Below are 16,907 nucleotides of genomic sequence, written 5' to 3' on the forward strand. Positions count from 1 at the left end.
TCCCTTTTTGATTTCTTTATATTTGGCAACCATTTTTAGAAATAGGATTTGATTTTAAGCTTTGGAGCAGCAACCGTTTATATTTTCCGGTACTTCCAATAGGGAACTAACCCTTAAAATCTGCAATTATCTGAATTTAGCCCAAGGTACTATCGACGCAAGAAAGTTTAGTGATGGTGAAATCTGGGTTAAGTTTATGGAAAACATTAGGGGGCGTGATGTGTACATAGTACAATCAACACATCCACCTGCAGAAAATCTAATGGAATTACTGATAACAATTGATGCTGCAAAACGGGCATCTGCTACAAAAGTAACAGCAGTAATACCGTATTTCGGTTATGCCCGGCAAGATAGAAAAGATCAGCCAAGAGTTTCTATTAGTGCTAAACTTGTTGCAAATTTAATTACAGTTGCAGGTGCAGATCGTGTTATCACAATGGATTTGCATGCGGCTCAAATTCAAGGATTCTTTGATATACCATTTGATCACTTATATGCATCTCCTGTTTTCACTGGATTGTTCAAAGATTTACCTAAAGATTTAGTTGTAGTATCCCCTGATATTGGAGGAATAAAACTTGCTCGTTCTTATGCAAAAAGATTAGATGCAGGTTTAGTTGTAATTGATAAAAGAAGACCAAAACATAATCAAGTTGAAGCTATGAATATCATTGGAGACGTAGGTGGTAAAAATGTCCTTATTGTTGATGATTTAATTGATACAGGCGGGACTTTTGTTGCAGCTGTTAATACATTGAAAGAAAAAGGTGCTAAAGAAATTTATGGTGCAGTTACTCATGCCCTGCTTTCTGGCGATGCTATAAAGAAAATTGAGGATTCGGCAATTACTAAATTGTATGTAACTGACAGCATTCCTTTAAAAGATGAACTCAGTAAGAAGATTGTTGTTAGAACAGCATCCGGTTTATTAGCAGAAGCAATAGTACGTTCACACAGAAATGAGTCTATCAGCTCATTGTTTGAAATAGACAAAAATTAAAAAAGAAATTATTTCGGGAGATAATTAAGCAATGTCAGAATTATTAGTACAGGCAAACACAAGACCTCTCACTACAAAAGGTGCTGTTAACCAATTGAGAAGAGATGGTAACGTTCCGGGAATTTACTATGCAAAAGGTGTTGATCCTATTGCAATATATATTACAGAACGTAATCTTAAACCTCTTGTTTTCACATCAGAGACACACATTATCAATCTTAAAATAGATGAAGGCGAAGAGAGAAAATCAATATTAAAAAATATTCAATTCGATCCTGTTACAGACAGAGTTGCACATTTCGATCTTCTAGGTATATCAGCTGATCAAGAAATTGAAATCGAAGTCCCAGTCGTTCTTGAAGGACAAGCTATAGGTGTACGCGAAGGCGGTATTGTTCAACATACAATGCACAAATTGAGCATCTCTTGTTTACCTGGAGATATTCCAGAGCATATTGTTATTGATGTTACAGAGTTAAGTTTAGGAAAATCTGTGCATGTACGCGATCTTAATTTTGATAAAGTAAAATTCTTGCATTCAGAAAATCAAATAATTGTTTCCGTTGTTATGCCTCGAGCAGTTGTTGAACCAACACCTGCAGAAGTTGTTCCGGGTGAAGAGAAACTTGAACCTGAAGTTATTAGCAAAGGTAAACCGACAGAAGAAGAAGAAGAGGAATAATTACAGTTTGCGTAGTATTGTAGGACTCGGAAACCCAGGCAAGAGATATGATTTTACCAGGCACAATGTAGGTTTTCAAATACTTGATCAGTTTGCAAAAAAGAATAAGATAAAATTTAAGGCCTCTAAAAGGGATTATTTTTATTCGGAAGGTTCATTAAGATCTTCCGATTTTTTTTTGATAAAACCTTCAACATACATGAACTTAAGTGGTGTTGCGGTTTTAGATTTTGTTAGTGAGTATTCCATTGATTTAGAAGATCTCTTAATTGTTTACGATGATGTAAATCTTCAACCAGGCCAAATTAGATTAAGAAGATCTGGAAGCGATGGCGGTCATAACGGAATTAAATCAATTATTTATCATCTTCAAAACGATTCTTTTCCTCGTTTAAGATTTGGTATAGGAAGTGAATTTGAAAAAGGTGACATGGCGGAATTCGTTCTTGATAAGTTTAGCAGTAATGAGATGAAATTAGTTGTAGAAAACATGGCATTTGCAGTTGAATTAATAGAACAATTTATTGCCGGGGGTTATAAATCAATGTTGGATCACTTCAGTAAACAATTGAAAGATAAGAATAATGCTGAAAATCTGAATATTACCGGTAATTAACTTTAAAAGAACTTTAATAAAATATTGCACCACTACTTAATTAATCATATTTTTTGAACCCAATTTATAAACCCTGCTTCCCGATTAATCGGGAGGCCATTAGACCATAGGGAGGTAAAGTAACAATGCGTAAAAGAACCTACGAAAGCGTTGTAATTATCAACGCAACTCTCGAAGACGAGCAAGTCGAAGCAACAATTTCACGAGTGCAAGAAACAATTACTACACACGGCGGAGAACTTATTGAACTGGATAAGTGGGGTAGAAAACGTCTTGCATATCCTATCAAAAAATCCAAAAGCGGTTACTATGTTGTTTTCAGATTTAGCGCTACAACTGATCTGGTTGCAACTCTTGAACGTAATTACAGATTGGATGAAAACATTATAAGATATTTAACCATTCAACTGGATAAATTTGCACTTGAAGCAATTGCAAAACAAAAAGAAGCTTCTAAAAATGCAGAACTGAATGCTCTAGAAGCTCAAACTAAAGTAACTGAAAGCCAAGTATAATTAAACATAAGATAAGTAACGGAGGAAATGATGGCTGAACTTAAGATGCCAGAACTTAATAGTATTATTATTGCAGGTAACTTAACAAAAGATCCTGTATTCAGACAAACTTCAAACAACACACCTGTTGTAAATTTTCATGTAGCTGCAAACAGACGTTATAAAGACAGCAGTAATCAATGGCAGGAAGATGTTTGTTATGTTGGTGTTGTTGCATGGAATAAATTAGCCGATAGTTGCAAAGACCGTCTTAAAAAAGGAAGTGCAGTACTAATTGATGGAGAACTTCAGAGCAGAACTTTCAAAACTGATGATGGTAAAAACAGAACTATTGTTGAAATAAAAGCAAAGAGAATTCAATTCTTAAATAAATTCAGCAAAACTACCACCAATGGCGAAGATGTAGTTGTTGAACCTGATGAAGCAGATTATGAGGATAATTCATTCGATAAATTTTTAACTGATGAGGAATCCGACTTAATGAAAGGCGGTAAAGCATGAGACCAACACAACAAAGAAATAACGGAATGAGAACTCAGAAGAAAGTTAAAAGAATAATTGATAGTTATATTGATTATAAAGAATCAAAACAACTTCTGAGATTTCTTACCGATCAAGGTAAAATAATTCCTCGTAGAATTACCGGGCTAACAGCTAAACAACACAGAGAATTAGTCCAGGCAATTAAGAGAGCAAGACAATTAGCAATTTTGCCATTCGTTTCAGAAGCAGTTAAGTAGGAGAGATAAGATGAAAGTAATATTAAGAAAAAAATTCGATCAGCTTGGAAAAGTTGGCGACGTATTAACTGTAAAAGACGGTTATGCAAGAAATTATTTAATCCCCCGTCAAATTGCTTATCAAGCAACTAAAGGAAATATTCTAGCACTTGAAGAAGAAAAGAAACAGATTCTTAAAAAAGAAGTCAAAGAATTAGAAGCTGCTCAAAAATTTGCATCTAATCTTGAAAAAGTTTCAATTACAATTCCGGTTAAGGTTGGCGAAGAAGATAAAATTTTCGGAACAGTTACAAACCAGATGATCTCCGACTCATTAAAAGAAAAAGGTTTCGATATTGAGAAGAGAAAAATTGAAATTACAGAACCGATCAAGTCACTCGGAATTTACACTGTTTCAATTAAACTTCACCCGAGTGTTTCTGCTACCGTTAAGACTTGGGTTGTAAGAGAATAGATAAAAAATATTTTACTGCCCCGATTATTTTCGGGGTTTTATTTAAACAATATTTTAATACTAATTTTAAAACTAAAAAACATATACCAGAATGAAAGAGCTAAGATTCAGAATCATTTTGATTGCAGGCGCAATTGCTCTCTGTTTATACTTACTCTATCCTACTTACAAAGATTATCAGAACAATAAAACAGTTACTGTTCAGTTAGAAGGATTACAGCAAAGTATTAAAAAGAGCAACCCCTCATTCACAAATGCTCAAATCAAAGATATTATAACATCTAAAAAAGACAGCATTCTAACAAACAATCCCGATTATCGTTCAGCTAGAGAAAAAAGAATTAAACTTGGCCTTGATCTCCAAGGTGGAATGTATCTTGTAATGGAAGTTAACACTGCTAAACTTTTAGAAAAATTAGCAAAAGATCCTGATGATCCATTCAAACAAATCTTAAAATCCTCCGAAGCTGAATCAAAACTTTCTGATGAAAATGTTGTTTCAATTCTTGCTAGAAAAATGAAGCAACAAGGAATCAGAATGAGCAGGTATTTCGGTTCTATACGAGAAGATGATGGTGTAATAACGTCTAAACTTCTTCAACAAGAAGCAGATGCTGTAACAAGAGCTATCGAAATTATTAGCAATAGAGTTAACCAATACGGCGTATCTGAACCAAGTATTCAAAAACAAGGTTCAAGAAGAATTGTTATTGAATTGCCAGGTATTGCTAGAGAAGAAGAAGCAAAAAGATTACTTCAAGGCAGTGCTTTATTGGAATTCAAATTAGTTAAAGATGCTAATTTTGCTATTCCTATAATGAATCAAATTGATCAAGCACTTGCAGGTAAAACAGAAAAAGACTCTGCTTCAGCAAAAAAAGATATTGCTTCAAAAACCGATACTACAAAGAAAGATCAAAAATTAACCGCCGAACAATTTGCAAAAGAACATCCGTTCTTTGCTATTGCCCGTTTACTCGATACTCAAGGAAGAATAGCAGATGCGTATGTTAAAGAAAGCGATAAAAGTAAAATAAACGCATTCCTAGAAAATCCTGAGGTGAAGAAAGTTGTTCCGGATAATATCGAATTCATTTATGATCAAAGACCGGAAAAAGATCCTAGCGGAGAAAAATATTTTCGAATGTATATGGTTAATAGAGAAGCATCTCTTACAGGCGGAGTAATAGTTGATGCTCAATCCAACATTGATCCTTCAACTTCAGCTCCTGTAGTTAATATGCAAATGAATTCAGAAGGCGCAAGAGATTGGGCTCAGATTACAGGATCAAATATTAATAAACGGTGTGCAATTGTTCTTGACGGAGTTGTTTATTCAGCACCAAATATTATTGGAAAAATTCCTTCGGGTAATTCACAAATTACAGGTTCCGCTAATCTTGATGAAGCAAAACTTCTTGAGATCGTATTAAAAGCTGGTGCACTACCGGCTCCTATTGAAATTCTTGAACAAAGAACAGTTGGACCATCACTCGGGCAAGATTCAATAAGTCAGGGATTCAATTCTACTTTATTAGGATTTATCCTCATCGTTTTATTTATGGCATTTTATTATAGAACGGGTGGTATCTTTTCGGGAGTAGCATTGATGGTAACTATTTTAAACTTGATGGGAATACTTGCTGGATTTGGTGCAACTTTAACTTTGCCAGGTATAGGCGGTATAGTTTTAACAATGGGTATGGCAGTTGATGCAAACGTTATTATTTATGAAAGAATTAGAGAAGAGATTAAATATGGCAAGACATTAAAAGCTGCTGTAGCAAGTGGATTTAAATTATCATTTGCACCAATATTCGATTCACACGTAACATCATTTATAACAGGATTAATTCTTTATCAATTTGGAAGTGGTCCTATTCAAGGTTTTGCTTTAACGTTAATGATCGGATTAGTAGTCAGTTTGTTCAGCCAGTTAGTTATTGTGAGAGTAATTTTTGATTATATGGTTGATAAAGGTTATAAAATTAATGTTGGTTAAATTTTAGGAGATTAAAAATAGATGCGACTTTTCGATAACTTAAATATTGATTTCATGGGTAAGCGCACTACCTTCTATTTTATTTCTGGTACCATTTTGCTTCTCGGTTTACTCGTAATTATTATCAAAGGAGTACAATTTGGTATAGATTTTAAAGGTGGCTCTGAAATAGCGCTTCAATTTGACAACCCAGTTGAAATTGCAACTATTCGAAATGAAGTTGATAAACTTGGTTTAGGAAATATGGAAGTTAAAACTTTTGGCGGTTCTACAGGAATTTTATTAAGAACTGAACTTCAAGAAATTCCTAAGAGCGTACTTCCTCATGTAAAAGCAAGAATTGAAACTCTGATCGGTAATATATATCCGGGCGTTCAAAAAACAATAAAGGACTCAGCTTCCAATTCTATAACATATTCCTTCCCAGATCCGCAAATAGCATCGGTCATCAGCAATAAATTATTTGAAGCTGGTTATCAAACTGTTCTAGGTTCTTCAGAAGCTTCAAATACTGCTGTTGTTGTTCGTCTTGGTATCGCAGATGTAATCAAAGAAAATTTATCACAAAAATTTAAAGATAATTCCTTTACTGTTTTGAAAGAAGATAAAGTTGGTCCAAAGGTTGGTAAGGAACTTGAACGTAATGCTGTGCTTGCTGTTCTTTTATCTCTAGTTGCAATTCTTATTTATCTCGGATTTAGATTTAAGTTTGCATTTGCTCTAGGAGCTGTTATTGCACTCTTTCACGATGTGTTACTTACATTGGGAATTTTTGTTGCTTTATATGGTGTTATACCAGGATTAAATTTGGAATTTTCTGTTACTGTTGTTGCCGCATTTTTAACACTAGTCGGTTATTCAACTAATGATACTGTTATTGTGTTCGATAGAGTTCGTGAGCAGATGAAGCTTCATAAAACCCTTTCTATAGAAGAGAATATGAATCATGCAATCAATATGACAATGAGTAGAACACTTATAACTGTATTTACTGTTTTGCTCTCAATTATTGTGCTGCTGATATTCGGCGGAGAAGTTTTAAGAAGTTTTGCTTTCGCTTTGTTTATTGGAATGATAACCGGAACTTATTCTTCAATATTTGTAGCAAGTGCTTTCGTTCTTGAATATGCACATAGGACAAAAAAGAATATTCAGTTCTAATAATTAATTTTTCAAACAATTAAAAACCCCGATCTGTATCGGGGTTTTTTATGGATAAAATTATTAGCTGTTCTGATTTCAATACTTAAGAGCTTTTTTATATCTCAGAATGCCATTCGTTTTACCTACCAGACCCACGTAACCTTTATTCTTTGCATAATAAGTATAAGTATCGTCTGTCATAGATTGATTATTACTAGTGTATTTCCTCTGATAAGTATAAACATAACAACTAAAATTACCAGCAGGAGTTTTAAATATTTCACTTGTTGCCAAACAAGTATATTTTGTTGTATCCGGTATATAAAAAACTGAATCCCTTACATTAAAAGTCCAGCGAGGTGAATTATATATTTCTCCGGCATTTGCAGGAAATTTATTGCCTAATGATTTAATTAATGTTGAAGGTTGATTTCTGAAATACCCACCATAACAATTTAATCCGTCATTATCATTTCTCATAAGCCAGGAATATTTTTGCGGTTTATTGGTTTGTAAATTAATCCAATTCCAGTAAAATAATTCTATGTTTTGACCTTGATAGTTATAAGTACCTTTACCAATTATTCCCAACCTTGAAGAATCTCTTGATGTAAATGTACCGGTCGTACCAAATGTTGAATCAATGTACGTCCAACTAATCCCAACATACAAAGGACAAATTACATCTGTGCCAGGATTATACTTTGTTACACTACCGCTTCCGTTATGAGAACCCCAGCAATCATTACCATTATAGGTAAACGTAATTGTTGTATTAGAAATTGTTCCCTGACCTGTAAAACTACCTATGCATGTTGGGGTTGTTTGAGTCAAAGTGAAATTAAACGAATTATTGTTAATTGTTCCGGAGATTGTACCGTAAGCACCTGTTAAGGCGCTGTAGGTGCCCGATATAGTATTATTCGTCTGGGTAATATTAATTATTATTCCTGTTGGTGTTGTTACTAAATTTGAAGAGATAGTTCCCGTCCATATTCCATTAAAATTAGTTTCGCCTGTTTGTACGGGATTGTCGTCTTTACTACAGTGATAAATTGTAAATGATAAAATTATTACAAATAAATAAGAATTTTCTTTAATCCTTCGTATAATTTTCATAGATCCTCCTAAGAACAATCATTTACTTAATAGCAGAAAATTTATATTAATAAATAATTAACTTAAAAAGGAATTTAGGAGTAGAATATTATTAAACCGAAATAACATTTTATGAATATTAATTCTTGTATAAACTAATTTTATTAAACCATTAAAGCAACACTACATGAGTTTCTTTCCGACCCCACCTTAAATTCCTCTCCTAAATTATGAGAGGGGGAGGGGTGAGGTCAACTTTATTTTATTTTGATAACGATAGAAGTTACATCATCATATTGAGGAGTTTTACTGCGAAACTCATTCAATTTTTTTATTAAAAGATTTTGAATTTCCGAGCAACTGCTATTTGAATTATCAAGTAATAATTCTTTTAATTTTTCTTCTCCAAATTGTTCAAAAATAAATCATTTGGTTTGAATGGAATGGTAATTTCTTCTAAAGAAGATTGAAACAGCTCTCCCCTTTCCAAACCAACACCCAATCCTGATGGTTGAAACTCTTCAACAATTTTATTTCGAATTCTAATTAATGGAGTATGACCGGCACGGCAAAATTTTACTGAGTTTTCTGAACTATCAAAAAAAGCTAATGACACTGTTATGAACCAGTTCTTTTCAATATTCTCATAGATTTTTTTATTCACTTCAACTAAAATTTCGCTCGGTGATTTACCTTCGGTGCAATAAAGCCCTATCATAGTCTGAAGTTTAGACATATAAAACGAAGCACTTAATCCCTTGCCGGATACATCTCCAATTACAACAAATAATTTTTTATCGGAGATTTTGATCAGATCAAAATAATCACCGCCGACATGCATTGCAGGTATCATTTTACCGGCAATATCAAGCCGATCAATTTGAGGAAATGTTTTTGGAAGAAGTGTCTCTTGAATTCTACGTGCATTCTCCAGATCTCTTTCTAATTTTTGTTTCTCCGCTTCAGATTCATAAAGACGGGCAGTATCTATTGAAATTGCTGTTTGAGTAGCGGCAGCAATTAACAGATCTAAATCTTTCCCGGCAAATTGAGAACCGGATTGCTTAAGACCGAATAATAAAAATCCAATAATTTTTGATTTAATGAAAAGAGGAATTATTGTATAAATATTTTCAGAAAGAAATTTTTCAGATGAGTCTCCCAGCACTTCCTTAAAATCTTGACGTTCAAGAACTTGTTTCTTCCCAAATTTATTACACTCCAAACAATAATTTGCTACATGGAAGTCATCATCAACAAGGTTCAAATCTAAATCGTTAATTCCTTTATGACGAATTAGATTAAATAAATTATCTTCATTTTTCAAAAGAAGTCCAAATGTTTGAATACGTAGTGAGTGAACAAAAAGTTCTTGGATCGAATCAAAAATATTCTCTTTTCCAACTGTACTTGCAATTTCACTGCTGAATTTTAACAATGCTTTTTGAAATGTGAATTGCTCGGGATAAAATTTTTCTGTAAGAATATTTTGGAATTTATCTTTAGTAGATTGGAATACAAAAGAAAAAACAACAAATACCGCACCTGCAATCATTACCTGATATTCTGTCCCAACTGCACTGCTAACTAACTGCCCTAACAAATAAATAACAAAATAATAGATCCCAGCAACAGTAAACGTTGCTACGCCGTAAACAATTGCATTCTTTACAAAATCTTTAATATCCATTAAGGAATATTTAAAGATAGAATAACCAAAAGCGATTGGAACAAGTGCAATTAAAAGAATTGGTGTAAAATATTGGGGATTATTGAAAGCTAATCCTACGATTGGTTGAGCCAAAAAAGTAAAGTATATTCTTGCAAGAACAGCAATAAGAAATGCAATAAGGATTATCAGTATTGGTTTTCTCTCTTTCTTAGTTGGCAGTTTGTAATAATTGACAGCGAGAAGTATAAAAGCTAAAATGAAAAGTGCAAACCCCATAAAAAAAATCGCAACACCTAAAACATTTGAAATAGGTGTTTTCTTTATTAAAAAATATTCATACCCCAGAATGCAATAGTATATTAAGAAAAAACCGACACTCACTTTATAAAAAATTATCTTGAACCATTTTTTTGATACGAAGGGATATTCACGCGGGAAAACACTAAAAAAGTGCACCAGTGCTATAGGAAAAAGAATTACTCCTACTGCTATTGAAAATGCAACTAATGAAACTAAAACCTGACTTTGAAAAATTATATTATCTACCTGCTGACCACGGTAAACAAGCGCAGTTGTAGAATAGAATACCGAAAATATTGCAACTCTATAAAATAAATTCTGAATTTTTCCTTCAACTTTTGACATTACAACTACGAAAGCAACCAATAACCAAATAAGCGACATTAGATTTATACTCAAACCGCCTATGTCAATCAATTTTTTTACAAAAACTTTTGTTTCAAACTCATTGCCGTTCCTTACAACTTTATAGGTTGCATAATCTCCGTAAGAAATTTTATCGAGTACTTTGGTGGCAACTAATGCATTATAAGTTTTTGTTCCATCAATCGCGAACAGATAATCGCCGTCTCTGATGCCTGCTTTCCATGTAACACCATCTACTTTTACTTGTTCGAAAACAATAGTATTGTTACCATTAATTATTTTTTCGCTCCATAAGCATTCATCATTTGATTGAGCAGTTACATTAAAGATAAAATAGAAGTTAATAAACGATAGTATAGCAAGAAACGCTGTTGAAATTACAATTAATACTTGCTTCTGCTTCGTATAGAATCTCTTAATGTTATTTAACATTAATTCACCTTTATTACTAAACTTGTTATATCATCAGATTGTTCGGCTCCGTGTGTGAAATCTTCAACCTTGAATTTAATATGTGCAAGAATATTTTGAGCGCTTTCTTCATATTTTTGAAGAGCTAATGTTTCTAATCTCTCGTCTGAAAATTCTTCCCATTTATCATTCATGGCTTCTGTTATTCCATCTGTAAAAAGAATAATTGCATCACCGCTTTTAAGCTGAATAGTTTCGGAGATATATGGAATCATTGTTTCCATAACGCCAAGTATCATTCCGCCTTTTTTAAGTTTTGTAATATTGGAATTTCTTATATGAAGCGGAGGATTATGACCGGCGTTAACATAAGTAAGTTCTTTTTTATCATTATCAATTATTCCCCAAAAGAAAGTGATAAAGCTTCCCATAATTGTATTTTCAGCAACAAGATCATTCATTAAATTGGTAGCTTCTGCAAGTTGCATTTTCATTTTGCAAATTGATTTTAAGAATGCTTGAATGTTCGCCATCAACAAAGCAGCAGGAACTCCCTTTCCGGAAACATCGGCAATTGCAAACAAGATTTTATTTTCATCTAATTTTACAATATCGTAATAATCACCGCCAACCATGCGTGCAGATTTATTAAATGCAGCCATTTCAAAATTTGAAAATTTGGGAATTGATTTCGGCAAAAGATTATTCTGAATATTTCTTGCAGTCTCCAAATCTTTTTCAAGCCGCTGCTTTTCAAGTGTTTCTTTAAAGAGACGTGCATTTTCAATTGAAATAATTGCAAGACTCCCTACTGAAGAAACAAATTCAATATCAGATTGAGTATACTGAAGTTCATTCTTTCTTTTTCCAAGAAGAATTAATCCTTTTGTTTCCCCTTTTATCTGCATTGGTACAATAAGGTCAACGCCTACTTCGGCAAATGGTTTGTATTTATCAACTAATTCATTTCGGGTAAGAGGTTTTGTAAAATGGCTTGATTCACATTCTTTGAGAATATTTCTTAAATGATTTTCATCAAATCTATTATCGAGAAAATGTAAAGTATTGGCTGCGCAGGATATCACAGCATATTTAGAGACAAGCATCTGCCCGATCAAAGAATAGACAAGCATTTTGCTTACCATTTCTATCTGCAATATTCCGCTGAACTCTTTACTGAGATCAAACAAAGAACTAAGCTGATTAACTTTTGCATCCAGATTACGATTTACACGTTTTAACTTTTCTACCATTATTGAATTCTCAATTGCAGTTGATCCGACATTGAGAATTGTTTTTAAAAAATTAATATCCTCTTCTTCGTAATGTTTGCTTGTTAATCTTTGACCGAGAATTAATATGCCCTTCAACCCCTCGGATGATTTAATATCCTGAACGATTGGAAAATTATTTTCTTCGATATATGAACTCAACTCACCGCTTGTTTCATAATTGTGAATTGTAATCTTTGGAAATTTCGAAATAATATTATTAGGAATACCTTTTGATACTTTCACTTCAAAATAATTTTCATCGTTTAGAAGTGCAATCATACCTTTTGTTGTATGAAATTTTCCAAAACAAGTAAGCAGAATATTATTAAGACTGAAATTTAGATCGAGAGTTGAGTTAATAAGGTTGCTGAAATCAACGAGAGCTGAAAAATTTCTAAGAACTGCATTATTATCTGATTGCTGCATGCCTAATTTGGTAGATATTTAACTAATATGACTTGGTTTTTATTTCCGCTGAGAGTAGAGTAATTCACTTCATCCATAAGTTTCTTTATCAAAAACATTCCAAGACCGCCTACCCGTTTCTCTTTGTAATATTCACGTAGATTAGGTTCGGGAACTGTGTTTGGGTCAAAATGTGAACCTTCATCTGTAATGGAAACGCTGAACTTCGGATCACTAAATTTTATTTTTATAATTATATTTCCTTCAGGAGAATTTTTATAAGCGTGTTTAATTATGTTGGTGCAAGCTTCATCAACAGCAAGTATTATCTTACCGGTAGTATCTTCAGAAAATCCGCAATGATTCGCAGCAGATTTTATAAAATCTCTTATGACGGCAAGATTGTCGGTTGTGCTTTTAATGAGAAGCTCTTTCTCAAATATTTTGCTGTAAGAATTCAAGACTATCCTTGATCGCCAAATTTGTGAACAGCTTCTTTTTCTTCTTTGTAGAATTCGTACAAAATAGGAAATCCTAAAAGATCGAAAATGTTGTAAACATTATCTTTCATGTTGGAAAACTTTATGTCGCCTTTGTTTTCCCTCATAGTTTCCACATAAGCCATAAAGACTCCAAGCCCCGCACTGCTGATATATTTCAACTCGTTGAAGTTAACAACAACTTTAAACTGTCTTTCATCAAGCAGTTTGTTGAAAATATTTTCGAGCTCGGGCGCTGTGTGGGCATCAAGATACCCTTTCACATCAATTACACTTACGGAACCGACACCCCGTAAGTTTACATTGAACTCCGCCATTAAATATCTCCGCTTTAATTAATTATTTTTATTCCACTTGAATATTACAAGCGTGATGTCATCATGTTGAGAATGATTTTTTGAAAACAGACTCAACTCTTTCATGACTGCACTAGAAATTAGATCTAAACTTTTTTCGCGATTATTGAGAATAATGGTATCTAATCTATCATAGCCGAAATCTTCTTCCTTATGATTCTTAGCTTCCGGGATACCATCAGAATAACATATAATAATATCATTATTCTTTAATTGAATTTCCATCTCTTTTAATGAAGAAGCAAATCCAGCGTTGTAATCGAGACCCAGACCAATTCCAGGCGGTTGAATGCTTTCTATTCTGTCGCCGCTGCATAGTAAGATTGGTGTATGACCTGCTCTTGCAAAATTTAGTATACCATTCTTTTTATTTATAATACCATAAATAGCAGTTACGAAATTTCTTTTATCCAAACTTCTTTTTAATGTATCATTTGCTTTGATCAAGAGCTCTTTTGGGTTTGTAATAATTTTCGATAACGATTCAAAAATACCTTTTACTTCTGCCATAATAAATGCTGAGCTAATTCCTTTACCGGAAACATCAGCAACGACAAATCCAAGTAGATCGTCTGTAAGTTCAAAGAAATCGTAGTAATCCCCGCCGACTTCAAATGCCGGAACAAATAATGCAGAAATTTCAAGCTGGTTAGAAGTTGGAATTGTACTTGGAAGAATTTTCCTTTGAATATCTCTGGCAACATCAAGTTCTTTTTCTAATCTTTCTTTCTCGATTGATTCTTCGATCAACTTAGCATTTTCTAATGCAACAGCAGCATAATCTGCAAATGCTTGAACTGCTTTTTTCTCATCCTGATCAAAATTATTATCTCTCTGTCTTGCAGCAAAAAGATACCCGTTAATTTTCTTATGAACTTTTAACGGTGCAATTGCGATAGATTTGAATTTCTGTCCATCTTCGTTTGTGTTAGATATGATTGAATCATGCTGAATAATTTCAATGGAATCATAATCGTTTTCACCGGATCCCAAAAGATTATTAGTAATTTTATCCGCATCAACATACCCTATATTATGAACTGAACTTAGCTCAATATTTTTATCGGATTTTAAGACTAACCAAGCAGAATCAGAATTACAAACTCTTGTTGTTATTGTAGTTATAGTTTCGGCTAATTCTTTAAAATCAAAAACTTGAGTGATAAGGTTAGTTAAGTCCATTAAAGAAGAAACTTCTTCAGCTTTCCTATCAAATGCTTCTGCTGTAGGTAGATGGAAAAGAGTTGTAAAAAATATTACACCAAAATTTATTGTTCCGTAAATCATAACCAGGCTCATAAATGTATGAAGCCCCGGAGAAAAGGAGTAAACGATTTGACGCATTATACTATTATTAGTAAAAGTTGCAAAATTCATTCCGAATAAAGCGGATAGAATTACTGATATTATCAATAAATAATATTTCTGTTTTTTTGTTAGGAAGGCAATCCAAGAAACTCTGGTAGAATTAAGACAAATTAAAACAATTGTTACTACATAAAATGCATCTTTAGGATAATCGAATGAAGAGTCAAAGAGAATTAATATATTAGAGAAAAAGCTCAGGGCAAAGAAAACAAGCATAGTGTTATAGAAAGTGCTGAGATCTTTCTTCTGTCGTAGAAAAAATAATTCACGGAATGTTGAAAAGATATAAACTATTGATCCGATAAAAACAAATGTTAATAACACAGAAAACAGAGAATTGAAAAATCCAATTCCCTTACTGCTATCTGAAGAACCTAAAATTGAATTTGCAATTGAAACTATAAAGAATATTAGTGCGGCAAGAATTCCAGCATTTAATACTAAAGTTAAAGGAGAATCAACTTTAGAGTTCAAGAACTGGTGGACATAATGATAAAGGAAAAAAACTGAGAGAAATACAAGTAACTCATTTATAATAGCAAGAACATTTGCCTCATGAAGCGGAAAGATCAAGTTGAATAAAAAAAGCAATATGGAAACTAGAATAGCGTTTTCTAATCCTTGCGAACGAGCAATATTTTTTAATTGATTGCGCATATTTTACAATTTGGGTCCTGATAAATTTATTTTTACAATTACCATAATGTTAGTTCACTCTTGTTGAATCGGTTTTCCGATGGTCATACTTTTTAAGATCTTTTTTCAATTTCATCATAGCTTCACGAATTTTTGCTTTTGCCAATGAATCTTTTGCAACGTATTTATGACCAGTGATTGAATCCATCTTCGCACCAAACTCTTCCAGTTTGCTAAAATCCTGCTTAGAAAGTATTTCCATAGTTTTATTAACTATTTCATAAGGATCAATAAGTTTCGATTGAACATCTGAGTGTGCATGAGGCGAAGAGGGTACTTTCGGTGGCTTGTAGGATTTTCCTTTGGAAAAATAAATTGGAAGAGAAATATTCTTTAATTGTTTTGCGGCTTCATTTAGTTTAATTCTAATAGTGTCTGAGATCATATTAGTAAGACCGTTCATAGTCTCGGGAGGAATAACAACTTTGAAGAGATTAGAATCTAATTTAAATGAATAATCGGATTCAGCCGCAATTGAATGTTTATTCTTTACTTTCTCTGGCATAACATCGAAATTAAAATCATACTTAGGCATTGGAGGATGTCCAGCAGATTTACTCTTTTCAAAATCTGCCAAATGTTTATTGAACTTTTCCTGATCCCACTTAAAATAAGTCCTGGCAACAGTATCGGGTGAAATAAGAATATATTCATTCTGTGGAATTTCTTTAGCTGAAGCGATCATGTTCGAAATTTTTTCGTTGTTATAAAATTTATAAGCATTCGGAAAAAGTTCTTTCGATTTAGTTTCATCAACTTTTTGTGCAAATGATAGAATATCCGCAAGTACAGCCTGCTGTAAGACTGGTAGTCTTGGATTTACAGCAATTGTACTTTTATCATTTACTAACACAGATGAGTAGATTTCTTTTTTATACGAATTTAATATCGAATCAGCTTCAGCTTTTTGTTTTTCATTCAATCCAAGAAGTTTTACAAATGTATCATAATTTTTAGTCTGCTGGTTATAGGAGGCGGGTTTTATTTCATATATATTATTACCAGGTTCATCTTTCGAAATCAACAGAACTTTATTTTTCCCTTTATCAAGCGGAATGCTCTGATACAACGCAAAGTTAAAAACATCTTCATTGTTAATCTCAGTCTCAAAGAGAAGCGGTTTTAAATTTTTAGCTAAAGCAAGTAAGTTGTTTTTTCCTGTTTCGATTATTCTGCTAATGTCTCTCCTATTATATTTGAAAAAGAACATCAGTGCTATAGTGAGCAAAAATAAAATAATATAGGGGATTATTTTTTTTAATTTATCAAAGTTTGTTGTTTTTTTTTTTGCTTGTCCTTCCATATG

16 protein-coding genes are annotated in these 16,907 nt (G+C 32.9%); 9 read left to right on the plus strand and 7 right to left on the minus strand.

Annotated elements, in window-relative coordinates:
* The first annotated feature begins 61 nt into the window (after positions 1–61).
* From NTZ27_06775 to secF, 9 genes are all read left to right on the plus strand, one after another.
* A complete protein-coding gene (locus NTZ27_06775) occupies positions 62–1,003 on the plus strand; it encodes a ribose-phosphate pyrophosphokinase (protein MCX6174432.1) in 942 nt (313 codons plus the stop codon).
* A 31-nt stretch (positions 1,004–1,034) separates the two neighbouring features.
* Positions 1,035–1,685: a 50S ribosomal protein L25 gene (locus NTZ27_06780; GenBank protein MCX6174433.1), complete on the plus strand. Its 651-nt coding sequence runs from the start codon at positions 1,035–1,037 to the stop codon at positions 1,683–1,685.
* A gap of 7 nt (positions 1,686–1,692) precedes the next feature.
* Positions 1,693–2,301, plus strand: a complete 609-nt coding sequence (pth, locus tag NTZ27_06785) for an aminoacyl-tRNA hydrolase (GenBank protein MCX6174434.1) — start codon at positions 1,693–1,695, stop codon at positions 2,299–2,301.
* A gap of 125 nt (positions 2,302–2,426) precedes the next feature.
* Positions 2,427–2,816, plus strand: a complete 390-nt coding sequence (rpsF, locus tag NTZ27_06790) for a 30S ribosomal protein S6 (protein ID MCX6174435.1) — start codon at positions 2,427–2,429, stop codon at positions 2,814–2,816.
* Between the two features lie 30 nt (positions 2,817–2,846).
* Positions 2,847–3,317 (plus strand): single-stranded DNA-binding protein, encoded by a 471-nt coding sequence (locus NTZ27_06795; protein MCX6174436.1) that lies wholly within the window; start codon positions 2,847–2,849, stop codon positions 3,315–3,317.
* Positions 3,318–3,343: 26 nt separating this feature from the next.
* On the plus strand, positions 3,344–3,556 hold the full coding sequence (rpsR, locus tag NTZ27_06800) for a 30S ribosomal protein S18 (protein ID MCX6174437.1): 213 nt from the start codon (positions 3,344–3,346) through the stop codon (positions 3,554–3,556).
* 10 nt (positions 3,557–3,566) lie between these two features.
* The gene (rplI, locus tag NTZ27_06805) at positions 3,567–4,010 is read left to right on the plus strand and encodes a 50S ribosomal protein L9 (protein MCX6174438.1); all 444 of its coding nucleotides are present in this window, start codon (positions 3,567–3,569) and stop codon (positions 4,008–4,010) included.
* 91 nt (positions 4,011–4,101) lie between these two features.
* The gene (secD, locus tag NTZ27_06810) at positions 4,102–6,012 is read left to right on the plus strand and encodes a protein translocase subunit SecD (protein ID MCX6174439.1); all 1,911 of its coding nucleotides are present in this window, start codon (positions 4,102–4,104) and stop codon (positions 6,010–6,012) included.
* Positions 6,013–6,033: 21 nt separating this feature from the next.
* Positions 6,034–7,173, plus strand: coding sequence for a protein translocase subunit SecF (secF, locus tag NTZ27_06815; GenBank protein MCX6174440.1), 1,140 nt, complete (start codon positions 6,034–6,036; stop codon positions 7,171–7,173).
* Between the two features lie 78 nt (positions 7,174–7,251).
* On the opposite strand, the gene NTZ27_06820 is transcribed toward secF, so the two are convergent.
* The 7 genes from NTZ27_06820 to NTZ27_06850 form a co-directional block, all read right to left on the minus strand.
* The gene (locus tag NTZ27_06820; protein ID MCX6174441.1) at positions 7,252–8,274 is read right to left on the minus strand and encodes a hypothetical protein; all 1,023 of its coding nucleotides are present in this window, start codon (positions 8,272–8,274) and stop codon (positions 7,252–7,254) included.
* A gap of 370 nt (positions 8,275–8,644) precedes the next feature.
* Complete coding sequence (locus tag NTZ27_06825) at positions 8,645–11,023, minus strand: SpoIIE family protein phosphatase (GenBank protein MCX6174442.1); 2,379 nt, start codon at positions 11,021–11,023, stop codon at positions 8,645–8,647.
* Positions 11,023–12,702 (minus strand): SpoIIE family protein phosphatase, encoded by a 1,680-nt coding sequence (locus NTZ27_06830; GenBank protein MCX6174443.1) that lies wholly within the window; start codon positions 12,700–12,702, stop codon positions 11,023–11,025. Before NTZ27_06830 ends, NTZ27_06825 begins: the two co-directional genes overlap by 1 nt.
* Before the next feature lie 2 nt (positions 12,703–12,704).
* Positions 12,705–13,142, minus strand: a complete 438-nt coding sequence (locus NTZ27_06835) for an ATP-binding protein (protein ID MCX6174444.1) — start codon at positions 13,140–13,142, stop codon at positions 12,705–12,707.
* A gap of 2 nt (positions 13,143–13,144) precedes the next feature.
* The gene (locus NTZ27_06840; GenBank protein MCX6174445.1) at positions 13,145–13,498 is read right to left on the minus strand and encodes an STAS domain-containing protein; all 354 of its coding nucleotides are present in this window, start codon (positions 13,496–13,498) and stop codon (positions 13,145–13,147) included.
* Positions 13,499–13,516: 18 nt separating this feature from the next.
* A complete protein-coding gene (locus tag NTZ27_06845; protein MCX6174446.1) occupies positions 13,517–15,562 on the minus strand; it encodes a SpoIIE family protein phosphatase in 2,046 nt (681 codons plus the stop codon).
* Between the two features lie 49 nt (positions 15,563–15,611).
* The gene (locus NTZ27_06850) at positions 15,612–16,904 is read right to left on the minus strand and encodes a hypothetical protein (GenBank protein MCX6174447.1); all 1,293 of its coding nucleotides are present in this window, start codon (positions 16,902–16,904) and stop codon (positions 15,612–15,614) included.
* Between the last annotated feature and the right edge of the window lie 3 nt (positions 16,905–16,907).

It is taken from the genome of Ignavibacteriales bacterium, from assembly GCA_026390775.1.
Classification (GTDB): domain Bacteria; phylum Bacteroidota; class Ignavibacteria; order Ignavibacteriales; family Melioribacteraceae; genus Fen-1258.